At 67.8% G+C, this 22,675-nt stretch carries 20 protein-coding genes; 5 read left to right on the top strand and 15 right to left on the bottom strand.

The features are described 5' to 3' along the window. Positions 1–14: 14 nt before the first annotated feature. The 6 genes from RUR49_RS10575 to RUR49_RS10550 form a co-directional block, all read right to left on the bottom strand. A complete protein-coding gene (locus RUR49_RS10575; RefSeq protein ID WP_409146319.1) occupies positions 15–218 on the bottom strand; it encodes a hypothetical protein in 204 nt (67 codons plus the stop codon). A 263-nt stretch (positions 219–481) separates the two neighbouring features. Beyond that, positions 482–1,474, bottom strand: coding sequence for a zinc-binding dehydrogenase (locus RUR49_RS10570; RefSeq protein ID WP_409146318.1), 993 nt, complete (start codon positions 1,472–1,474; stop codon positions 482–484). 4 nt (positions 1,475–1,478) lie between these two features. Continuing rightward, positions 1,479–2,396, bottom strand: coding sequence for a fumarylacetoacetate hydrolase family protein (locus RUR49_RS10565; protein WP_409146317.1), 918 nt, complete (start codon positions 2,394–2,396; stop codon positions 1,479–1,481). A gap of 30 nt (positions 2,397–2,426) precedes the next feature. Further along, the gene (locus RUR49_RS10560) at positions 2,427–3,128 is read right to left on the bottom strand and encodes a nitroreductase (protein ID WP_409146316.1); all 702 of its coding nucleotides are present in this window, start codon (positions 3,126–3,128) and stop codon (positions 2,427–2,429) included. A gap of 40 nt (positions 3,129–3,168) precedes the next feature. Continuing rightward, positions 3,169–3,603, bottom strand: coding sequence for a cupin domain-containing protein (locus RUR49_RS10555; RefSeq protein WP_409146315.1), 435 nt, complete (start codon positions 3,601–3,603; stop codon positions 3,169–3,171). Then, positions 3,600–4,298, bottom strand: coding sequence for a GntR family transcriptional regulator (locus tag RUR49_RS10550; RefSeq protein WP_409146314.1), 699 nt, complete (start codon positions 4,296–4,298; stop codon positions 3,600–3,602). The genes RUR49_RS10555 and RUR49_RS10550 overlap by 4 nt, the downstream gene beginning before the upstream one ends. Before the next feature lie 176 nt (positions 4,299–4,474). Here RUR49_RS10550 and RUR49_RS10545 point away from each other — a divergent pair, with 176 nt between their 5' ends. Continuing rightward, on the top strand, positions 4,475–5,491 hold the full coding sequence (locus RUR49_RS10545; RefSeq protein WP_409146313.1) for a VOC family protein: 1,017 nt from the start codon (positions 4,475–4,477) through the stop codon (positions 5,489–5,491). A gap of 57 nt (positions 5,492–5,548) precedes the next feature. Here RUR49_RS10545 and RUR49_RS10540 read toward each other — a convergent pair whose 3' ends face one another. Both RUR49_RS10540 and RUR49_RS10535 read right to left on the bottom strand, forming a co-directional pair. Continuing rightward, on the bottom strand, positions 5,549–7,195 hold the full coding sequence (locus RUR49_RS10540; protein ID WP_409146312.1) for a hypothetical protein: 1,647 nt from the start codon (positions 7,193–7,195) through the stop codon (positions 5,549–5,551). A 75-nt stretch (positions 7,196–7,270) separates the two neighbouring features. Beyond that, a complete protein-coding gene (locus RUR49_RS10535) occupies positions 7,271–8,227 on the bottom strand; it encodes an NAD(P)H-dependent flavin oxidoreductase (RefSeq protein ID WP_409146311.1) in 957 nt (318 codons plus the stop codon). A gap of 140 nt (positions 8,228–8,367) precedes the next feature. Between RUR49_RS10535 and RUR49_RS10530 the strand changes: the two genes are divergently transcribed. Beyond that, positions 8,368–9,330: an ABC transporter ATP-binding protein gene (locus RUR49_RS10530; RefSeq protein ID WP_409146310.1), complete on the top strand. Its 963-nt coding sequence runs from the start codon at positions 8,368–8,370 to the stop codon at positions 9,328–9,330. Further along, complete coding sequence (locus tag RUR49_RS10525; protein WP_409146309.1) at positions 9,330–10,091, top strand: ABC transporter permease; 762 nt, start codon at positions 9,330–9,332, stop codon at positions 10,089–10,091. The genes RUR49_RS10530 and RUR49_RS10525 overlap by 1 nt, the downstream gene beginning before the upstream one ends. 42 nt (positions 10,092–10,133) lie before the next feature. On the opposite strand, the gene RUR49_RS10520 is transcribed toward RUR49_RS10525, so the two are convergent. The 3 genes from RUR49_RS10520 to RUR49_RS10510 form a co-directional block, all read right to left on the bottom strand. Further along, entirely contained in the window at positions 10,134–11,504 is a 1,371-nt protein-coding gene (locus RUR49_RS10520) for an amidohydrolase family protein (RefSeq protein WP_409146308.1), read from the bottom strand. Between the two features lie 22 nt (positions 11,505–11,526). Then, positions 11,527–13,461, bottom strand: a complete 1,935-nt coding sequence (locus tag RUR49_RS10515) for a TRAP transporter large permease subunit (RefSeq protein WP_409146307.1) — start codon at positions 13,459–13,461, stop codon at positions 11,527–11,529. Between the two features lie 73 nt (positions 13,462–13,534). Continuing rightward, entirely contained in the window at positions 13,535–14,605 is a 1,071-nt protein-coding gene (locus tag RUR49_RS10510) for a C4-dicarboxylate TRAP transporter substrate-binding protein (RefSeq protein ID WP_409146306.1), read from the bottom strand. A gap of 412 nt (positions 14,606–15,017) precedes the next feature. Between RUR49_RS10510 and RUR49_RS10505 the strand changes: the two genes are divergently transcribed. After that, a complete protein-coding gene (locus RUR49_RS10505; protein WP_409146305.1) occupies positions 15,018–16,403 on the top strand; it encodes an aldehyde dehydrogenase family protein in 1,386 nt (461 codons plus the stop codon). Between the two features lie 145 nt (positions 16,404–16,548). Further along, positions 16,549–17,295, top strand: a complete 747-nt coding sequence (locus RUR49_RS10500; protein WP_409146304.1) for a hypothetical protein — start codon at positions 16,549–16,551, stop codon at positions 17,293–17,295. Positions 17,296–17,418: 123 nt separating this feature from the next. Here RUR49_RS10500 and cysN read toward each other — a convergent pair whose 3' ends face one another. From cysN to ntrC, 4 genes are all read right to left on the bottom strand, one after another. After that, the gene (gene cysN / locus RUR49_RS10495; protein WP_409146303.1) at positions 17,419–19,323 is read right to left on the bottom strand and encodes a sulfate adenylyltransferase subunit CysN; all 1,905 of its coding nucleotides are present in this window, start codon (positions 19,321–19,323) and stop codon (positions 17,419–17,421) included. Continuing rightward, complete coding sequence (gene cysD / locus RUR49_RS10490) at positions 19,323–20,231, bottom strand: sulfate adenylyltransferase subunit CysD (protein WP_409146302.1); 909 nt, start codon at positions 20,229–20,231, stop codon at positions 19,323–19,325. The genes cysN and cysD overlap by 1 nt, the downstream gene beginning before the upstream one ends. Positions 20,232–20,298: 67 nt before the next feature. After that, on the bottom strand, positions 20,299–21,120 hold the full coding sequence (gene cysQ / locus RUR49_RS10485; protein ID WP_409146301.1) for a 3'(2'),5'-bisphosphate nucleotidase CysQ: 822 nt from the start codon (positions 21,118–21,120) through the stop codon (positions 20,299–20,301). Between the two features lie 112 nt (positions 21,121–21,232). Then, positions 21,233–22,672, bottom strand: coding sequence for a nitrogen regulation protein NR(I) (gene ntrC / locus RUR49_RS10480; RefSeq protein WP_409146300.1), 1,440 nt, complete (start codon positions 22,670–22,672; stop codon positions 21,233–21,235). Between the last annotated feature and the right edge of the window lie 3 nt (positions 22,673–22,675).

Genomic DNA, 22,675 nt, shown 5'->3' with positions numbered 1-22,675 from the left:
ACAGCGGGACGCTATCAGGTCAACCGGTACTTCCAGAGCGCGTACTCCCGCGCCCGCGTCTCGGCGTCGCCACCCACAAACACTGCAATCTGCGCGGTGCCGCTTGCGCTGTAGTCCACGGCTTCCACGCGCCAGACGCCAGGCGTTGTCGCGTCCTGCCGAACTGTCGTCTTGACCCGCCGCGCCGCCGCCAGGTGCGTGATTGTCGCCGCCGACATGGAACGTCCTCCCGTTGCGGTGCAAAACGGTCGAGGGGCGATAAAGTTCCACGACTTCACTAAGGCGTCCGCCGACAGAGGGCCTTCCCCGTCCCAGCGCCCACCAACCGTCCTCGTGACGGGCTATGCGGTTGATCCCTCGGACGCCATGCTCAACGTCTGCGTCCTGTCCAAGCCCTTCGGCCTCCACGACCGCGCCACGACGCTCGCCGCCGTCTCCCGACGCCCACGAGCAAGCGCCGGAGAGGGACGTACCAACTGGTCTAGGGGATCAGCACGATGTTGCCGACGATCGTCCGCGACTCCATCAAGGCGTGCGCCTCAGCGGCCTTTTCCAGCGGCAGCCGCGCGGCCACCTGGGGGGCGATGCTGCCCTTCGCCAATAGCGAGAGCAAATGCCGGAGGGCGTCCCGGCGTGTTTCGTTGGCGCCGTCGAAGGCATGCATCGTGAACAGGCGGAAGCCCGGGTTTCGGGTCTGGTGGAGGAACATCGCCTCGTAGATGTCCTCCTGCTTGCGGCCGGCCAGGCGTCCGTAGGAAACCACGAGGCCGAAGGGGGCGAGCGCGCCGAACATTCCCGCCAGTGTCCGGCCGCCGATCGGATCGAGGACGAGATCGACCCCTCGCCCAGCCGTGGCGGCGAGGATGCCCTGCACCGCGTCGACCTCCGACGTTACGATCACCGCATCCGCACCGAGCCTCGCGACCGCCTCCACCTTGGCAGCGCTGCCGACGCCCGCGACGACGCGGTGGCCGGCGGCGTGGGCGAGTTCGACCAGGGCGTTGCCGATACCGCCGGACGCGGCGGCGACGTAGACCGAGCGGACCGTCGCTCCCCGCGCGGCCTCCGTCAGCAACAGATGGGCGACCTGGTAGTTCGCGAGGCAGGCGGCGGCAGCGGCATCGCAGCCCTCCGGCACCGGATAGGCGGCTGCGGCGGGCACGGCGACGTATCGCGCATAGCAGCCGCCGCGCGTCGGCAGGTCGCGGGCGCTGACGACGACCCGATCGCCCGCGGCGAGTGCCGTCACCCCCTCTCCGACCTCGGCGACGACACCACACATCTCGATGCCGGGGATCGTCGGAAGCGGCGGCATCCAGGGGTATTCCCCCTTGCGGATCAGTACGTCCGGCCGGTTCACGCCGATCGCCTCGGCGCGCACAAGGACCTCGCCGGGCGCCGGTCGCGGCGTCGGCACCTCCGACCATTCCAGAACCGAGGGCCCGCCCGTCTCGCGGATGAGTATGGCTTTCATGGCGTCAGGAGCGCCGCGCTTCGACGACGCGGTTGCGCAGGCGGCCGATGCCGTCGATCTCGCATTCGACGACGTCGCCGTGCTTCAGGAAGGATTGCGGCGACAGCCCGAGGCCGACCCCGGACGGTGTGCCCGTGCAGATGATGTCACCCGGCTCCAGCGTCAGGCCGGCCGAGAGGCTGACGACGATCTCGCGGCAGTCGAACAGCATGTCGGCGATCGTCGAATCCTGGCGGCCCTCGCCGTTGACTGTCAGCGACAGGCGGTGCGAGGCCGGATCCCCGAAGGCGTCCTTGGTGACGATCCAGGGGCCGCACGGAAGGGTGGTGTCGAGGCCTTTGCCCTTGAACCACTGGCCGTGGGCGCGCTGCAGGTCGCGCGCCGTCACGTCGTTGGCGATGGTGTAGCCGAAGATCACGTCGTCGACGCCCTCCGGCGCCACGTCGCGGCAGGTCGTGCCGATGACGATCGCGAGTTCCACTTCGTAGTCGAGCTGCTTCGTCAGCTCGGAGTCGAGCCGAACCTCCGCGTCCGGGCCGATCACCGTCGTCGGCGGCTTCGAGAAGAACTCCGGCACCGTCGGGAAGGACGGCTCGACGCCGCGCGCCCGGGCGCCCTCTTCGATGTGGAGCTTGTAGTTGCGGCCGACGCAGAAGACGTTTTTACGCGGGTGCGGAATCGGTGCCAGCAGCCGGACACTCGACAGCGGCCGACGCGCTGCGCCCGCATTGCCGGTCGCCGCGGCGAGAGCCTTGCGCACGTCGCCCAGTACCGTCGGGCCTCCCGCAATGAGGGCCAGCATGTCCGCCGGCGGAGTGCCGATCCCGGCGGCGGCGAAGGCGACTTCGAGGTCAATCACGCCGTCGTCGAGGACGACGCCGACGATTTCACGGCTATCGGCGAAGTAGGTGGCCAGACGCATAGGGAGGCTCTCGCAGGTTCGAGGCGCGGATCAGGACGCGGCAGTGCCGGTCGCCGGCGGGGTGTCGACGTAGGTCGTGTATTCGGAGGGATCGGCGCGGGTAGACCGGAAGCTGTTGACCGGCTGCTCGCGGTCGCCGTAGCCGACCGCGACGACGCAGTAGAGGATCTCGCTGTCCGGGATGCCGAGATAGGCAAACAGCGGCTTCTGCACGCGCGACCACGACTGCTGCGGGCAGGTGTCGAGACCGTAACCACGGGCGAGGATCATCACGGTGGCGACGAAGAGGCCGAGGTCCGCCCACTGCGCCTCCCCGAACCGTCGCTCCATCGTCACGAAGACGGCAGCGGGAGCGCCGAACAGCTCGAAGTTGCGCTTGTACTGGCCGAGGCGGGCCTGCGCGTCGGTGCGGGGGATGCCGAGGGCGCCGTAGAGCTCCGCGCCGTGGTGCTCCTTGCGCTCGAGATAGGGCTCCCAGAGGTCGGGCGGCACGAACGGATATTCGGCCGGCGTGTGGCGGGGATCGCGCCCCTCCACATCGGCGGCGACGACGGCCTTCAGCTCCCGGAGCGCCTCCCCGGTGACGACGTGGAGAAGCCACGGCTGCAGGTTGCTGCCGGAGGCCGAGCGACCGGCGCGGGCGACGAGGTCGCGCAGCGTCTCGGCCGGCACGGGACGGTCGAGAAAGGCGCGGCAGGCGAGCCGCGTGTCGACGGCGTCGAAGACATGCATGAACGGGTTCCGTCAGGGGAGTGGCGGGGGACCGCGGGCTTCAGCCCATCAGGTCCTTGGCGGAGAGATGTTCGACCTCCTCGTCGCTGCCCGCGAACGTGCGCGTGACCTTGGCGGACGAGTAGATCCAGAGAATGCGCATCGGTACCTCGCCAGTGTTGCGGAAGGCGTGCACCTGGCCGGCGGCGATGTAGGTGCTGTCGTAGGGGCGCAGCGGCGTCACCCGGCCGTCGACCTCGACCTCCCCTTCCCCCTCCAGCAGCGTCACCTGCTCGTCGCAGTTGTGGTGGTGCAGAGGGGCGCCCTTGCCCTTCGGATAGACGCTCATGCCCGTCGTAAACCGAACATCCGCGCGGATGTGGTGGGTCATCAGGGGCGTAGTGAGGATGCCGCCACCGCGCGCGATGGTGCGGATCTCGTCCACCTTGAGGATGGTTGCGTTGGTCATCGTCGTCCCGTCGTTGGGTGTCGTCATGGCCGCGTCCGGGCGGTCGCCCGGACCGCTTCCAGCGATGGCTGCATGTGCAGGCTGCAGAGTTCGCCGAGACCGCTTCGGTCGCCCCGGGCGAGACAGGCGATCATCGCCTCATGGTCGGCGTGCGACCGGGCCGCGAGGGTCGGGACGCCGATCGCGTAGCCGTGCACCAGAGCCGATTTCTCCCAATGCTGCTCGATCGCGGCGGCCAGGAAGGGGTTCCCGCACGCGCCGAACAGCGTCCGGTGGAAGGCGGCGTTCGCCTCCGCCACCTCGTCAAGCTCGCCACGCGCGAGGCACTCCGCATAGGTCCGGTTGATCGCGGTGAGCTCGTCGAGAAGAGCCGTGGATGCTGGAAGCGGCATGCGGGCGATCGCCGCCCGCTGCAGGGTCTCGCGAACCTCATAGAGCTGCCCGATCTGCGACGGGTCGTAGTCGGAGACGATCACGCCCCGGTTCGGTCGCCGCTCGACGAGACCGATCCGCGCCAGTTCGTCGAGGGCCGCCCGCACGACATAGCGCCCCACGGCGAACCGGGCCGCGAGCTCCTCCTCGACCAGCCGCTCGCGTGGCCGCAGCCGGCCGAGCAGCACGTCGCGGCGCAGCGACTGGAAGACGCGGTCCTGCGGCCTGCCTTCCCCTCGGGGAGCGGTGGCGGACTTGGGTGGAATCACGGCGGTGCGCTGCGCCGGCATCGACTTCTCCTCCGGACTGCGCGGAAAGTGCGGTGGCGGCGCCATCTCGTCAACAGGATTGTTGACAATCGTGAGGCAGAGATCGACCCTGCGTCAGAGAAAGGCCCTGAGCGCCGGCGGCGACGGGCGTCCCGACGAGACACAAAGTCTCAGATCGAACAAGAAGGTATCGCGCCATGACATTGACGGCGCTCGGCTATGTCGGCTTGCGGACCGACAATCTGGAGGACTGGGCCGACTACGGAACCCGGCTGCTCGGCATGCAGCTCGTCGAGCGCACGCGCTCCAGCCTCACCTTCCGCATGGACGACCGCAAGCAGAGGGTCGTCGTCGAGCAGGACGACGTCGCCGCGCCGCACCGCTTCGGCTGGGAGGTCGCGGACGCGGCAGCGCTCGACGCGCTCGCGGCACGTCTGGATGAGAACGGCGTCGCGGTGACTGCGGGTTCGGCTGCGCTCGCGACGCAGCGGCGTGTCGCCGGACTGATCGTCTTCGCCGACCCGCTCGGCAACCGGCTCGAAGTGTTCCATGGCCCCGAGATCGCCGACGAGCCATTCCGGCCGGGCCGCAACATTTCCGGCTTCCGCACCGGACCGCTCGGGGTCGGCCACGCCGTCCTGACGGTCGCGCGGATCGAGGACGTCATGCCGTTCTACACGGACGTTCTCGGTTTCCGCCTCAGCGACTATGTGCTGTCGCCCTTCCGCGTCTTCTTCTTCCACATCAATGCGCGCCACCACAGCCTCGCCTTCCTCGAGACGGGCAAGAACGGCATCCACCACCTGATGATGGAGAACCTCAGCCTCGACGATCTCGGCCAGGGCTATGACGTGGCACTGCTGCAGCCGGACCGGATCGCCACGACGCTGGGGCGGCACATCAACGACCACATGACGTCCTTCTACACGTTCTGCCCGTCCGGCTTCATGGTGGAGTGCGGCTGGGGCGGCGCCTCCATCGATCCGCAGACCTGGGAACCGCACGAGGTGACGGACGGACCGAGCCTCTGGGGTCACGAGCGCGCCTGGCTGCCGCCGGAGGGGCGCGAGCGGGCTCGCGAGATGCGCTTCGACGCCGCCCGCCGCGGCGTGCGCTATCCGGTGGAGGTTCTGCCAGGCAACCACTCTGTCGCGGCCGACGCCTGCCCGTGGTTTGCGGACGTAAAGCGCCGCGAGACGATCGCCAGCAACTGACGCTGTTGCCCCCGTCGCCGACGCACGGAGCGCCGCGAGGGCTGACTGTGGGGCGCTTCAGCCCGGGTCGACGATCCCTTCGGGTAGGGCTTGGCCATCGAGGGTGCAATCGAAGAAGGCGAGCGAACCCTCCTCGATCCGCCAGCTCGCGCGCGACAGCGCAACCCCGTGCAGCTCCACCATGGCGCCGCCGACGATCGCAAGCCGCGTGTCCGTGATGCGACCGCCTCTGAAGACATGCCGCCCGCCGAGGTCGCTGCCCGACAACGGCAGGCGAGACAGCCCGTCGCCGCTGTCAGCGCGCGACGCGTTCGCATCGATCGAGCAGCGCTCGTAGACGTTGACGCCGGAGGCGACGAGCTGGCGGTTGTTGTTGTCGAGAGCATCGGCCGCCAGCGTCCACGACATCGAACAGTCGCGAACGCGGATGGAGCGGCCGCCCTCCCCCTGGTGTCCGTAGCCGCAGGGGCTCTCGTTCTCGAAAGTCATCGCCTCGATGGTGACGTCGATGATGCCCCGCAACTGCATCGAGACGTCGTCGCTGAAGTCGGTGCGGCCGATGTTGAACCGGCAGTCGCGGATCCGGAGGCCGGTGATCGGGGCGGCGGCGACCTCCGCCTCTGTGGATTTCACGGTGGCGTTGACGACGCCGCGTCCCGTCGAACGGATCCCTTCGATGCGAATGCCACGGGTCGGCTGGTTGGCGGGGCCCCACTCGTGCGACACGTCGCACGCCTTGCTGTTCGGGCACTCGAGATCGGAATCGGTGAAGCTGATGTTCTCGCCGATGATGTCGACGATCGAAGCCCGTGTCGTGTCGCGGACCTTGAAGCCGCCGAGCTCGAAGTCGCGGCAGCCGATGACCTTGCCGAGCGAGGCCATGTTCTGGCCCTCCGACCAGGAGCGTTCGTTCCGCCAGCCGCCGCTGCAGCCGACGAAGATCACCTGCTCGCGAGCGCAGGTGTCGGGCACCAGGTAGCAGTCCTCTCGGCGGATGTCGGGGCAATCGTAAGCGAAGAAGAACGCGCCTTTGCCGCTGAGGGCCGCATACCGATTGGGGGGCGGATCGGTCCCGAGCGCAGCGCGCACCGCCTGCCGATCCCTTCCGGTTATGCCGCGACCGGGGTTGCCGCGGTGCCCGATGCCGCGCAGGCGCACCTTTCCCCTGCAGCGTTCAAATCCGAGGACAGGCCTCCGGAAGTGGACGTTGCTCGCGTCGAAGCTTCCCGCGGAACTGCCGCGCAGGGTCGAACCGAGGCTCTCGAAGACGCCGCCGGTCCAGTCGATCGATCCCGGGCAGTCGCGGAAGGCGAACCCCCACGGCACCTGGAACGTCTCGCCATCCCTGTTGGAGATCATGTGGCCACGGTCGCGGAAGACGACCCCGGGCTCGCAGGAGACGGTGACATCTCCGAGGCCGGTGAGCGCGATGTGGCGACTGTCGTAGGAATAGACCCCGGCGGGGAAGACGACGGTTCGTCCGGTGCGCGCGCCTTCCTCGATCGCCTGGACGATACCGGCGGCGGAGTCGGTCCGCCCGCCTGGATCGAGGTCGAATCCCCCGGGGCCGGCGACAAGCGCCTCGCTTCGCCCTGGGCGAAGGGCGAGCAGCGCGGCGAGGCCGGCCACGACCGCACGGCGCGTCGGCCGCAACATCCGCTCGCTGGCACGTATTGGGAACAGCTCGGTACCGGGCTGACGCATCCATCTCTCCGTCGAAGCGCCCGGGTGGACGCACCTCGTCAGCTCAACGGCTGGGTCGGGCGTTCGGTGCCGATCCTATCCACACACGTCCGACCGGGCCGCCGCGAACTCCGCGGCCAGCCGGTCCACGAGCGCCGCAACCGTCGGCACGTCCTCGATCGAACCGACCCCCTGCCCGGCGCTCCAGATGTCGCGCCATGCGCTCACTCCGGACTTCTCGCGGGATCGGTATTCCTTGCTCGCGCCCGGCAAGGCGAGCGTCGCCGGATCGAGCCCGGCGGCGAGGATGCTCGGCAAGAGATAGTTGCCGGCGACGCCGGTGAATTCCGGCGTGTAGACGACGTCCTTTGCCGCCGCCTCGACGATCATTCGCTTGTAGGCGTCGCTCGCCAGCGACTCTCGCGTCGCGATGAAGCGCGTGCCCAGATAGGCGAGGTCGGCGCCCAGCGCGCGGGCCGCCAGGATGCCGCGGCCGGTGGAAATGGCGCCGGCGAGCAGGATCGTACCCGGAAAGACCCGCCGCACCTCCGGCAGGAGAGCGAACGGGCTCATCGCGCCGGCGTGCCCACCGGCACCGGCGCAGACGAGCACGATACCGTCGACACCCGCCTCCGCCGCCTTTTCGGCATGGCGGACCGTGGTGACGTCGTGGAAGACGAGCCCGCCGTAGGCGTGCGCCGCGGGCACGATCTCACCCGGTGCCTGCAGGCTGGTGATGATGATGGGCACTTTCGCGCGCAGACACGCCTCGGTGTCGTGGGAGAGCCTGGCGTTCGCCTTGTTGACGATCAGGTTGACCGCGAACGGCGCCGCGCGCCGGCCGGGATGAGCCGCCTCGAACCGCGCGAGGCCATCGCGGATCTGCGCGATCCAATCCGCCAGCGCGCTCTCCGGGCGGGCGTTCAGCGACGGAAACGATCCGACAACGCCGGCGCTGCACTGCGCGATGACGAGGTCGGGACCGGACACCAGGAACATCGGGGCGCCGACGACCGGGATCGTCAACCCCGCGAGGGAGGCGGGAACTGGCATGCGCTGTGAGTCGCTCCTGGAGAGAATGGGGCTCGACGGGCCGAGCGAGGATAACGCCCCGGCGTCCGGTAGCCAGCACCAGTGACGATTGCATGGCGGGGCTTGACGGCGGGGGCGCGTTGGGACGTTAGCTTGCCGCCATGTCAGCGTCCCCTCCCCCACACGCCGCCAGCGCGACGCCCGATCCGATCCTCGTCCTCACAGGCATCTCGAAGACCTACGCCTCCGGGCTGACGGCACTCAAGTCCGTCGACCTCGCCATCCGGCGCGGCGAGATCTTCGCGCTCCTCGGCCCGAACGGCGCCGGCAAGACGACCCTGATCTCGATCGTCTGCGGACTGGTCAAGCGGTCCACCGGCTCCGTCACCGTCGACGGGCTCGACATCGATCGCGACTACCGTGCCGTGCGCTCCCGCATCGGGCTCGTGCCGCAGGAACTCACCGCCGACGCCTTCGAGACGGTCTGGGCGACGGTCAGCTTCAGCCGCGGACTGTTCGGGAAGCCGTCCAACCCGGCCCACATCGAGAAGATCCTGCGGCAGCTCTCGCTGTGGGAGAAGCGCGACAGCAAGATCATGACGCTGTCCGGCGGCATGAAGCGCCGCGTGCTGATCGCCAAGGCACTATCGCACGAGCCCAACCTCCTGTTCCTCGACGAGCCCTCGGCCGGCGTCGACGTCGAGCTGCGCCGCGACATGTGGGACGTCGTCCGCGGCCTCCGGGATGCCGGCGTCACCATCATCCTGACGACGCACTACCTCGAAGAGGCGGAGGAGATGGCCGATCGCATCGGCGTCATCGCCAAGGGCGAACTGATCCTCGTCGAGGAGAAGCAGGCGCTGATGACGAAACTCGGCAAGAAGACGCTGGCGATCCAGCTGTCGACACCCCTTGCCGCGATACCGCCGAGCCTCGGTCCGTTCGCGCTGTCGCTCGCCGCCGAAGGCAGCGAGCTCGTCTACACCTACGACACCGCCGCCGAGCGTACCGGCATCACCCGCCTCCTCCAGGGCCTGGCGGCGGAAGGCCTCACCTTCCGCGACCTGCGCACCGAGCAGAGCTCGCTCGAGGAGATCTTCGTCAGCCTGGTGCGGGAAGCGTAATGAACATCCACGCGATCAAGGCCATCTACGTCTTCGAGATGGCGCGCGCCTTCCGCACGGTCTGGCAGAGCATCGTCGCGCCGGTCATCACGACCTCGCTCTATTTCGTCGTCTTCGGCGCGGCGATCGGGTCGCGCATGGAGGAGATCGACGGTGTTCCCTACGGCACGTTCATCGTGCCGGGGCTGGTCATGCTGACGCTGCTCACCCAGAGCATCGCCAACGCCTCGTTCGGCATCTACTTCCCGCGCTTCACGGGAACGATCTACGAGCTGTTGTCGGCACCGGTGTCGTTCGTCGAGGTGGTGATCGGCTATGTCGGCGCGGCGGCAACGAAATCGGTGATCCTCGGGATCATCATCCTGATCACCGCCTCCTTCTTCGTGCCGCTCAGGCTCGAGCATCCGCTCTGGATGATCGGCTTCCTCGTGCTGACCGCCGTGACGTTCAGCCTGTTCGGCTTCATCATCGGCATCTGGGCGGATGGCTTCGAGAAGCTGCAGTTCGTTCCGCTGCTGGTCGTCACCCCGCTCACCTTTCTCGGCGGAACCTTCTATTCGATCGACATGCTGCCGCCCGTCTGGCGAACGGTGACGCTCTTCAATCCGGTCGTCTACCTGATCAGCGGCTTCCGCTGGAGCTTCACCGGCACCGCTGACGTCGGCATCGGCGTCAGCCTCGTGATGATCCTGATCTTCCTCGCCGTCTGCCTGGGCACGGTCTGGTGGATCTTCAAGACGGGATACCGCCTGAAGAGCTGAGCCTCGCTGAAGAGCCGACGCCCGGCTCCACCCGCCGCTCGGTCAGGCGTGCGCGGCAGCGCGCGCAGCGTTGAAGTCGGTGAGGATGCGGCGGCCGGAGGCTTCCAGGCGGGAGCGCGCCTCGTCCAACCCATCCACCAGCAGCTGCTTGCCGCGCTTCTTGACCTCGCCGGCGACGAGAACCGTATCGACGTCGCGCGGCCCCGCGTGCAGCACCATCGTCGCCGCGAGATCCCGCGTCGACCACAGGCCGATGTCGGCGGTATCGACGAGGATGACGTCCGCCTGCTTTCCCGGTGTCAGCGAGCCGACGCGGTCGGCCATGCCGGCCATGTGGGCGCCGTTGATCGTCGCCCACGCGAGCGCGTCGCGGCAGGTGATGGTCATCTCCTGCGGGGCGGCGCCAGTCGCCCTCAGGGCGTCCAGGGCATCGCCGTGGCGCTGGGCCTGCAGCGTGCTGCGGGTGACCGCGAACATATCGCTCGAGATGGCGGTCTCGACGTCGGAGCCGATCGCCACCGGAGAGCCCAACGCGCGAAGCCGACCCGTCAGCGGCCAGCCGAAACCCATCTGAAGCTCCACCTCGGCGGTGACGCTGAAGGTGACGCCGGCATCGACGAGCCGCTTCAGGATCTCGTCCGACAGGCTGTTGCCGTGGACGATGTTGACGGTCTCGTCGAGCACGCCTTCGGCCAGCAGCCGTTCGAAACCATCCGGCGTCTTCATCGGCGCGCCGCTGACGTGCATGCTCGCGTGCAGGCCGTGCTCGCGGGCGAGCCGGTGGTCGGACTGGCAGACGTCGTAGATCGACAGTCCCGGCCCGAGGATCGCCAGACCGAGCGTGACGCGGGCCGAGCGGTCGGACAGCCTCCCCTTGGCGAGGCGCTCCACTTCCGAGCGCGGCATCGGCACCTCGCTGAAGTGACGCTGACCCTCCTTCGGGTCCGGCTTCGGCGAGCCATGCAGGAAGAGCGCGCGGATACCCGAGCGTTCCAGCCCGTCGATCGCCGCGTCGGTGTGATCGGGCGTCGGATTGTTGTGGCACCAGTCGACGAGGGTCGTGGTGCCAGCCGACAGCTGCGAGAGCGCGCCCACATAGTTGGCGATCCCGATGTCGTCGGGATGGAAATGCGTCGCCAGCCCCGCGTGTACCGCCCGCAGATATTGCGGGATCGTCCAGTCGGCGGCGAGGCCGCGCAGGCCTGTCTGCCAGGTGTGCATGTGCGTGTTGACGAAGCCCGGGGCGACGATCATCCCGGTCGCATCGATCACCTCGGCGCCGGGCGGCGCCTCGAGGGTCGTGCCGACGGCGGCGATGCGGTCGCCCTCGATCAGCACATCGCCGACCGCAATGTCGCCGATGGCGGGGTCCATCGACAGGATCGCGCCACCCTTGATCAGCAAAGCACGCATCGGGTCACCCACTTCAAGCAGATCACATGAACATTAGGCTGAGCCACGGCACCGCCATCAGCAGGATCGTCACCGCCATCATCGTCAGCACGAACGGCAGCGCGCCGGCGAAGATCTCGCCGAGCGACACGAAGTTCGGTGGAAAGGAGCCCTTGACGACGAACACCGCGATGCCGAACGGCGGTGTGATGAGGCCGATCTCGATGGCGAGCACGGTGACGATGCCGAACCAGATCAGGTCGCCGCCGAGCACGCTGACGATCGGAATGACGATCGGCAGCATGATCAGCATGATCGACGTCGAGTCGAGCAGCATGCCGAGCAGCAGCACGAGGACGAAGTAGATCGCCAGGAACTGCGCGAGCCCGAGCTGCGAGTCCGTCAGGATGCCGGTCATCTCCATCGGGATGGTGGAGAGCGTCAGCATGCGGGCATAGACGTTTGCCGCGATGATGAGGAACAGGATCGTCGTCGAGACGTATCCAGTTTCGAGAACGACGGAGCGCAGCACGGGCCATGAGAGCTTGCCGCGGGCGAAGCCGACGATGAAGGCGCAGAAGGTGCCGACGGCGCCGGCCTCGGTCGGCGTGAAGAACCCGGCGTAGATGCCGCCCATCACCAGCGCGACGATCGCGACGACGGGCAGGAGCCGCCTTGCCATTTCGCCGCCCGACATGCGGGTCTCGATGTCGTCGTGAACCTTGCCCACGAACGACGGCCAGAATGTCGCCAGCCCGTAGTTGAGCGCCGCGAAGGCGGCGGCCAGGATCAGCCCCGGCACGATCGCGGCAATGAACAGCTTGCCGATCGAGACCTCGGCGATCAGGCCGTAGATGATCAGCAGCAGGCTCGGCGGGATCAGCATGCCGAGCACCGACGAGCCGGCGACGACGCCGACCGCGAAGCGCTTGGTGTAGCCGTTCTCGATCATTGGCGGCACGGCGATGCGGCTGAACACGGCGGCGGAGGCTATCGACGAGCCGGTGATCGAGGCGAACACCGCGTTGGCGCCGACGGTGGCGATGCCGAGCCCGCCGCGGATCTTCCTCAGCATCGACACCGCCACGTAGAAGGCATCGCGGCCGACGTCCGCCTTGTCGAGGATGAGGCCCATCATCACGAACAGCGGCACGACGCCGAACTCGTAGGACTTGATGGCGCCCGAGAAGGTGATGCCAACGGTGTTGTCGGCGATGATCGGATTGTCGCGGGTGAGCCAGATGCCGATGTAGGACAGGCCCAGCAAGGCGAAGGCAATCGGCACGCCGAGCGCGACGCAAGCGAGCAACGCCGCCAGCGAGACGAACCCGACGCCGAGCGGCGTCAGACCGAGCGAAAAGTTGACGTAGACGAAGAGCAGGATCGCGGCGGCGAGCGCCAGCGTCGGCAAGCCGTCGCGCACGAGCGACCGCTCCCCGCGACCGCCGAAGACACCGATGATCGGCGCAGCCTTGCCGCACAGAACCCGGATCGTTTCGGCCAGCGCGACCGCGCAGCCGATGACGACACCGAGCGAGAACGGCCACACCGGAATGGTGTAGGCGCCGACGGCGCCCATGAACTCGGCGGACTGATAGGATTTGTAGAAGTCGTTCCAGAGCCAGATCAGGCCCTTCGCCAGGATGAACGCCCCGATCGCATAGCCGATCACGTCGATCACGGCGGCGAAGGCAGGGCGGCTGCCGGACCAGCGGCCATACAGGAAGTCGGCCTTGACGAGCCGCCCCTCGCCGATGCTGGAACCGAGCTGCAGGAAGACGCAGACGACGATCAGCATCGAAACAATTTCGGTCGCACCGTTGATCGGCCGGCTGAAGCCGGCCCGCATGACGATGTCGGCGCAGATCAGCAGCATGATGAAGAGGATCGCGAACGAGGCGATCCACGACAGCACCTGCGGAATGGCGAGATAGGAAGGGCGCAGCCAGCCGGCTGCGCCCTCGGTCTTGTCGGTCATCGCGGGTTACCCATGGAACTGCTGTCGCTCGGCGCCGTCTTCGCCGCGAGTCCGGACCCGCGGTAGGCCAGCCTCAGAGGCCGGCGTCCCAGTCGCGGCCGGGGGTGTCGCCCTGGGCGCGGATCTCGGCCATGAAGTCCTTCATGATCTGCCGGGCCGGCACGCCGCCCTTTTCGTTCGTCTCGACCCAGGTGAGCGCGACGTTCGGCATCGTCTCGATGAACTTCTTGCGCTCCTCCGGCGGCAGCTCGGCGATGGTGGCGCCGCCTTCCTTCATCTGCGTCAGGGCCGCGGCGGCGCGCTCCTCGATGAGGCGGGCGTTCTCGAGGCTGTACTCGTTGCCGAGCTCCGTCAGCACCTTCTTCACGTCGTCCGGCAGCGTCTCCCACTTGTCCTTGTTGACGCCGAGGCCACCGAAGGTGAGCGGGCCGGTGTCGATCAGGGTGACGTAGGGAGCGACCTCGTGGATCTTCAGCGGCCAGGCACCGGTGGCGATCAGCAGCGAGCCGTCGCCGACGCCGGTCTGCAGCTGCGAGTACTGGGCCGGCAGGCCGGTCGCGACGAGCGTCGCGTTCGTTCCAGCGAGCCACGGAGCGGCCGAGGCGGCACCGAGGATCTTCAGACCATCGAGATCCTCGATCTTCGTGATCGGCTTCTTCGTGAACAGGTGGTAGCCGTCGGAGACGCAGACGCCGAGGAAGACGACGTTGTTCGCCTCCCACTCGGCCTTCATCGCCTCGCTCTTCTGGTTGAGGTTGTTCATCACCGCGACCGTCTTGTTGACGTCGGAGGTGGCGAACGGCGTCGAGTACATGATGTTCTGCAGCGGCAGCTTCGCCGGCTCGAACAGCGAACCGATCCAGCCGATGTCGGTCAGACCGTCGGAGACGGCCTCGAGCGTGTCGTTGAAGCCGTACAGCGAGCCGCCGAAGGCCTCGGTCCAGTTGATGCGGTAGTTGGACCCCATCGCCTCGAGGCGGGCATTCGACTTGTCGACGACGATGGTCTTCAGCGGGCCGACCCACGGGATCGTCAGCGGATGGCTGGAGGCGATCGTCAGGTTGATGGTCTCGACGGCCGAGGCGGGCAGTGTCAGAGATCCGAAGGCAACGGCTGCGGCAGCGTACTTGAAGCAATGGAGCATGCGACTTCCTCCCTAGTCCGGCGGCGGAGTGCGTCGTGGGGCGCCTCTCGTGATCCGCTGGCGAGCCTGAAGGCTGGCGGCACCATGCCATGCAATCGTTTGCAGCGCAAGACCGCCCTCTCCGCGACAAAGCGATGAGATAACAACGAGTTGTCTTACAGGTGCGGTTGGCAAATTTGGCAAACTGACCCTGCCAACTCTTCCTGAAACGTCGCTGTTCGGGTTCCTCCACCGTCGACACGGCCTCGGCCAACCTGCCCGGTTTTGCCCAGCCTCCGCCGAATCTCGACTCCGGCGCCTGCCGGATTGCCGGATGACCCGGAAGCGGGGCAATGTCCAACTCCCCGGGCTCCCGGCCCGGAGGGGTGCCGGCATGAATCGGTACCACAGCGAAGGAAGCGAGCCAGCCATCATGTCCGACATCGTGTGCATCTCTCCGATCGACGGAAGCGAAGTCGCCCGGCGTACGCCGGCGACCGGCGCCGCGATCGACGCCGCCCTCGCCGCCGCGCGCCATGCGCAGGCGGAATGGGCGCGCGTCCCGATCGCCGAGCGCGGCCGCAAGATGCTCGACTTCCTCGCGGCGATGCAGGCACAGAACCAGGAGATCGTGCCCGAGCTCGCCCTCCAGATGGGTCGGCCCGTGCGCTTCGGCGGCGAGATGCGGCCGTTCGAGGAGCGCGTCCGGGCGATGGTCGACATCGCCGAGGAAGCTCTGGCACCGGTGGTTCCGAAGCCGAAGGAGGGCTTTCGCCGCCTGATCAAGCGCGTGCCGGCCGGTATCGTGCTGGTGGTGGCGCCGTGGAACTACCCCTACCTCACGGCCGTCAACAGCATCGTCCCGGCGCTGCTGGCCGGCAACGCCGTCATCCTCAAGCACGCCACCCAGACGATCCTCGTCGGCGACCGCTTCCAGATCGCCATGGACCGCGCCGGCATTCCGAAGGGGCTGTTCCAGAACCTCGCACTCGGCCACGAGGACACCGCCAGGCTGATCGGCTCGGGCAAGGTCGACCACGTCAACTTCACCGGGTCGGTGGCCGGCGGCAAGGCGATGGAGCGCGCCGCCGCAGGAACGTTCACGACGCTCGGCCTCGAGCTCGGTGGCAAGGACCCGGCCTACGTGCGCGCCGACGCCGATTTCGACTTCACCGTCGAGAATGTCGTCGATGGCACGTTCTACAACTCGGGCCAGTGCTGCTGCGGCATCGAGCGCATCTACGTGCACGACAGCCTCTACGACCGCTTCGTCGAGTCCTTCGTCGACCTGACCAACAAGTACGTGCTCGGCAATCCGCTGGACGAGGCGACGACGCTCGGGCCGATGGCGGCGACGCGCTTCGCCGACGTCGTCCGCGCCCAGACCAACGAGGCCCTCGCCAAGGGAGCGCGCGCCCACATCAACCACGAGCGCTTCCCCGCCGACCGCGCCGGCACGCCCTACCTGATGCCGCAGGTGCTGACGGAGGTGGATCACTCCATGTCGGTGATGATGGAGGAGAGCTTCGGCCCCGTCGTCGGCATCATGAAGGTGTCCTCCGACGAGGAGGCCCTGCGCCTGATGAACGACAGCCCCTACGGCCTCACCGCCTCGATCTGGACGAAGGACATGGACGCCGCCGAGGCGATCGGCGACAAGGTCGAAACCGGCACCGTGTTCATGAACCGCTGCGACTATGTCGATCCCGGCCTCGCCTGGACCGGCGTGAAGGACACCGGCCGCGGCGCCACCATGTCGCGTCTCGGCATCGAGGGCCTGACGCGGCCGAAGTCCTACCACCTGCGCGCGATCGGCTGACCCGTCGAGCCGGGGCGGCGTCCATCGCCGCTCCGGTTCCCGCGCCTGCTGCCGACGGTGGGCGGATAGAAGGACGCTCCCGGCCGGAGTGTCGCTGGATCGCTCAGCGGTCGCCGCGAGATCGTGACGGTGCGAAGGAACTGCGGTGATCTATTCGCACGAGTTGAAGCTCGTCTTCATCAAGGGACGCAAGGTCGCCGGCACCAGCGTGGAAATCGCGCTCTCGACCCTGTGTGGCCCGTCCGACATCATCACGCCGATCACGCCGATCGACGAACTGGAGCGCCTGCGGCTCGGCAGCGGCCCCCGCAATTTCTCCGACGATCCGGCTGCCGAGCAGGCGTGGCTCTCGACACTGCGCTCGACACCCACGAACCGCCTCGACGAGCTGACGCTGCCGCGAAGCCGTTTTCGCAACCACATGCCGCTGACCCGGGTGCTGAACACCATCGGGCCCACTCCGGACGGTTACGTCGTTGCGGGCGTGGAGCGCGATCCTTACGCCAAGGTGCTGTCGTGGGCGAACAACAAGGTCGCGATGAGCCGCTACAAGATCGGTCGCGCCATGCAGGCGAGCCGCTGGGCGCTGCGTCGTCGGCTGTCGCGGATGATCGAGGACAAGACGGTCCTGGCCGTTCACAACCTCGCTCGCTACCGCGATTTGGATGGCCGGCTTGCAGTGACGCTGATGCGCTACGAGACGCTCGAGGAAGACTTCCAGCGTCTTCTCGCCGGGCGCGGCGTGCCCGTGCCGCCTCCCCTGCCCCATGTGAAGAAGGGGCTCGCCGCTATCGGCCAGGGTCCGCGCGATCTGCTGACACCGCAGCAGATCCGTCAGATCAACACGCTCTTCGAGGACGAGTTCGAGACCTACGGCTACCCGTACCTCTGACGACCGGCCCCTCGCGATCTGTTGGCGCTCTCGGGCTTTGCCCAGGCAGCCAAGGTGCCAACCCAAAGTCTCCGGGCCGGGCCGCGCAGCGGCGGTCCGGCCCGGAGAGCAAGGGGTGATGGCTCAGTCGATCAGCCGGTGCTCGCGCAGATAGTCGACGACGCGCTCGGCGGCCATCTCGGCCGTCGCCTGCGAGGTCATCAGGTGGATCTCCGCCTGCTCGGGCGCCTCGTAGGGGCTGTCGATGCCGGTGAAGTTCTTGATCTGGCCGGCTTCGGCCTTGGCGTAGAGACCCTTCGGGTCGCGCTGCCGGCAGATCTCGATCGGCGTGTCGACGTAGACCTCGACGAACTCGCCGTCCTCCACCAGATCGCGCGCCATACGCCGCTCGGCCCGGAAGGGCGAGATGAACGAGACGAGCACGATCAGGCCGGCATCGACGAAGAGCTTCGCCGTCTCTGCCACGCGCCGGATGTTCTCGACCCGGTCCGCGTCCGTGAAGCCGAGGTCGCGATTGAGGCCATGGCGGACGTTGTCGCCGTCCAGCACGTAGGTGTGCCGGCCCATCGAATGCAGCCGCTTCTCGACGAGGTTGGCGATCGTCGACTTGCCGGAGCCGGACAGGCCTGTGAACCACAGGATCGCCGGGTGCTGACCCTTGAGGGCGGCGCGCGCGATCTTGCCGGTGTCGATCGCCTGCAGGTGGATGTTGGTGGCGCGGCGCAGGCCGAACCAGATCATGCCGGCGGCGACGGTCGCGTTCGTCAGCCGGTCGATGACGATGAACGAGCCCGTCTCGCGGTTCGCCTCGTAGGGATCGAAGGCGATCGGCGCCGAGAGCGACAGGTTGCAGAAGCCGACCTCGTTGAGGTGCAGCTCCTTTGCCGCCAGGTGCTCGAAGGTGTTGACGTCGACCTTGTGCTTGATCTCCGTCACCGACCCGGTGACCGTCTTCGTGCCGACCTTGATGAGATAGGGACGGCCGGGGAACAGCGGCGCGTCGCTCATCCAGACGACGTGGGCCGCGAACTGGTCCGTCACCTCCGGCCGCGCGTCAGCGGCGGCAATGACGTCGCCGCGCGACAGGTCGATCTCGTCGGCAAGCGTCAGCGTCACCGCCTCGCCGGCGTGCGCCTCGGTCAGGTCACCGTCCATGGTGACGATGCGCTTCACCGTCGAGCGGCGACCCGACGTGGCGGCGACGACGCTGTCCCCCGGCCGCACGCTGCCGCTGGCGATCGTGCCGGAGAAGCCGCGGAAGTCGAGGTTCGGGCGGTTCACCCACTGCACCGACATCCGGAACGGCCGGCTCTTCAGGTCGTCGCCGACCTCGACCGTTTCCAGGTGCTCGATCAGGATCGGGCCGGTGTACCAGGGCGTGCGGTCGCTGCGCGTCGTGACGTTGTCGCCGAAGCGCGCAGAGATCGGTATCGCCACCTGGGTGTCGAAGCCGAAGGAGGCCGCGAACGTCTCGAAGTCCTTGCGGATGGCGTCGTAGCGGGCCTGATCGAAGTCGACGAGGTCGATCTTGTTCACCGCCAGCACGACGTGGCGGATGCCGAGCAGGGACGCGATGAAGGCATGCCGGCGCGTCTGCGTGACGACACCGAAGCGCGCGTCGACGAGAAGCACCGCGAGGTCGGCCGTCGAGGCGCCGGTCGCCATGTTGCGAGTGTACTGCTCGTGGCCGGGGGTGTCGGCGACGATGAACTTGCGCTTCTCGGTGGTGAAGAAGCGGTAGGCGACGTCGATAGTGATGCCCTGCTCGCGCTCGGCCTCGAGGCCGTCGACGAGGAGGGCAAAGTCGAAGTCCTCGCCCGTCGTGCCGTGCTTGCGGCTGTCGCGCTCGAGCGTCAGCAGCTGGTCCTCGAAGATCAGCTTGCTGTCGTAGAGCAGGCGGCCGATCAGGGTCGACTTGCCGTCGTCGACGCTGCCGCAGGTCAGGAACCGCAGGAGGCCCTTGCGCTCCTGGGCGGCCAGGTAGTCGGTGAAGGCGGCGGGGTCGAGCTTGCTCGCAGCGTGAGCCATCAGAAATACCCCTCGCGCTTCTTCTTCTCCATCGACCCGGACTCGTCGTGGTCGATGAGCCGGCCGGACCGCTCGGATGTGCGGGCGATCAGCATCTCGCGGACGATCTCGGGCAGCGTCGTCGCCGGCGATTCGATCGCGGCGGTCAGCGGATAGCAGCCGAGGGTGCGGAAGCGCACCATCTTCTCGACCGGCGTTTCCCCCTCGCGCATCGGGATGCGGTCATCGTCGACCATGATGAGCATGCCGTCGCGCTCCACCACCGGCCGCATGGCGGCGTAGTAGAGCGGCACGATCGGAATGTCATCGGCGAGGATGTACTGCCAGATGTCGAGCTCGGTCCAGTTCGACAGCGGGAAGACGCGGATCGATTCGCCCTTGGCGATGCGGCCGTTATAGAGGTGCCAGAGTTCCGGGCGCTGGTTCTTGGGGTCCCAGCCGTGCGCCGAGGTGCGGAACGAGAAGACGCGCTCCTTGGCGCGGCTCTTCTCCTCGTCGCGGCGGGCGCCGCCGAAGGCGGCATCGAACCCGTAGGACGTCAGCGCCTGCTTCAGCGCCTCGGTCTTCATCACATGCGTATAGTAGGACGAGCCCTGGTCGAACGGATTGATGTTCTGCCGCAGGCCGTCCTGGTTGGTGTGGGTCAGGAGCTGCAGACCCAGGCGCTTCGCGGTGTCGTCGCGGAAGCGGATCATCTCCCGGAACTTCCAGGTGGTGTCGACGTGGAGCAGCGGGAACGGCGGCTTCGACGGATAGAACGCCTTCATCGCGAGATGCAGCATCACCGACGAGTCCTTCCCGATCGAATAGAGCATGACCGGGTTGCGGAACTCAGCCGCGACTTCGCGGATGATGTGGATGCTCTCGTCTTCGAGACGCTTCAGATGGGAATATCGGTCGACGGACACTGCGGAATCGCCTTGCGCTGGGGGCTCTCGAGGTCGCGGGAGGAAATGCGGAGAGATTGCGGCCGCATCAGGACGGGCGGGCGGTCTCCGCGAACGGATCGAACCCGCCCGCCGCCACGAACCACGGATTGGCGAAGTCGGTATCGGTCGCCTGGTTGCGCTTGCCGTAGCGCAGCAACTCGCCGTCGACGGTGGTGACGCGTCCGCCGGCCGCCCTGAGCACGGCATCGCCGGCGGCGGTGTCCCACTCCATCGTCCGGGCGAGGCGCGGATAGAGGTCGGCGGCGCCCGTCGCGACGCGGCAGAACTTCAGCGACGAACCGGCCGAAACCATGTCGCGGACGACGAAGCGGTCGATGAACGCCTTCGTCTCGGGAGAAAGGTGGGATCGGCTGGCGACGACATCGAGGCCGGCCGGCGATACCGCGCGGACCCGGATGTCGCTCCAGTCGCACGTGCCATCGCTGCCGACCTGCGCCGAGCGGGCGCCCTCGCCGACGGTGCCGATGCAGATGTCACCGAGCGCCGGCGCATAGACGACGCCCGTCACCGGCGCCCCGTCCTCGATCAGCGCGATATTGACCGTGAACTCGCCGTTGCGGCTGATGAACTCCTTGGTGCCGTCGAGCGGATCGACGAGGAAGAAGCGCCGCCCGATCTCCGGCACGCGGCCAGCCGCAACCTCTTCTTCGGCGACGACGGGAACGTCCGGAGCGAACCGGCGCAGGCCCGCGAGGATCACCGCCTCGGCCGCCGTGTCCGCTGCCGTCACCGGCGAACCGTCCGCCTTGCTCACTACACCCTGGTCGCCGTCGTAGATCGCCATGATCTCCCGCCCGGCGGACAGGGCGAGCGCGACCAGCTCGTCGGCGAGAGAGCGTGATGACAACGGCGGAATCCTTGGATGGGGCGCAAGGCGTGCGCACGCGGGGCGTCGCTAGCGGAAAACGGCGCGTGCATCAACCCTGCCCACTGCCGCGTCCCGTGTAGCGCGCGTCGCCTCAGCGGCTCGAGCGCATCACCTGGATGTCGAGATCGCGGATCTTCTTGCGCAGCGTGTTGCGGTTCACGCCGAGGAGCTCCGCCGCCTTGATCTGGTTGCCGCGCGTCGCCGCCAGCGCCGCCGACAGCAGCGGATACTCGATGTCCTTGAGGATGCGGTGGTAGAGGCCGGGCGGCGGCAGGCGCTCGCCGAACTCGCCGAAATAGACGGAGAGATGCCGCTCCACCGCGCCCGACAGCGTCTCGTCGCGGTCGCCGCCCTCGAGCCCCGGCGTCAGGGCCGGCTGGTCGAGCTCCGCCTCGATCAGCCCGACGCTGATGACGTCCTGCGGATAGAGCGCTGCGAGCCGTCGCACGAGGTTCTCGAGCTCGCGGATGTTGCCCGGCCAGCGGTAGCGCTTCAGCCGGTCGAGGGCCGCCGGCTCGACCTGCTTGGAGGGCAGCCCTTCGCGCTCTGCGAGGGTGAAGAAGTGGCGGACGAGGTCGGGAACGTCCTCCGCGCGCTCGCGCAATGGCGGCAGACGGATCGGCACGACGTTCAGCCGGAAGAACAGGTCCTCGCGGAACAGGCCCTGGTTGATCAGCAGCCTGAGGTCCTTGTTGGAGGCGGCGACGATGCGCACGTTCGTCTTGATCGGCGTGCGCCCGCCGACGGTCGTGTATTCCCCCTGCTGCAGCACGCGGAGCAGCCGCGTCTGCGCCTCCATCGGCATGTCGCCAATCTCGTCGAGGAAGAGCGTGCCGCCTTCGGCCTGCTCGAAGCGGCCGGCATTGCGGCTGGAGGCGCCGGTGAAGGCGCCCTTCTCGTGGCCGAACAGCTCCGATTCGATGAGATCGCGCGGGATCGCCGCCATGTTGACGGCGACGAACGGGCCGTTCCGGCGCTTGCCGTAGTCGTGGAGCGCCCGGGCGACGAGTTCCTTGCCGGTGCCGGACTCGCCGGAGATCATCACCGTCAGGTCCGTCTGCATCAGGCGGGCGAGGATGCGGTAGATGTCCTGCATCGCCGGCGAGCGGCCGACCAGCGGCATGTGCTCGGTCGGCTCCTCCTCCGGCAGCGTCGGGCGGCGCGCCTTCGGCTCGGAGAGCGCCCGGCCGACGATGGTGATGAGTTCCTTCAGGTCGAAGGGCTTCGGCAGATATTCATAGGCGCCACGCTCGGAGGCGCGGATCGCCGTCATGAAGGTGTTCTGGGCGCTCATCACCACGACCGGCAGCTCCGGCCTGAGCTTCTTGATGCGCGGCAGGAGGTCGAAGGCGCTCTCGTCGGGCATCACCACGTCGGTGATGACGAGATCGCCCTCCCCCTGCGCGACCCAGCGCCAGAGGGTGGCGGCGTTCGAGGTCAGGCGGACTTCGTAGCCCGCCCGTGACAGCGCCTGATTGAGGACCGTGCGGATGGCCGCGTCGTCGTCGGCGACGAGAATCTTGCCGTTCATCGA

It is taken from the genome of Pseudoxanthobacter sp. M-2 (assembly GCF_046156265.1).
Taxonomy (GTDB): domain Bacteria; phylum Pseudomonadota; class Alphaproteobacteria; order Rhizobiales; family Segnochrobactraceae; genus CAMDHY01.
This window is presented reverse-complemented; position numbering and strand designations above follow the sequence as displayed.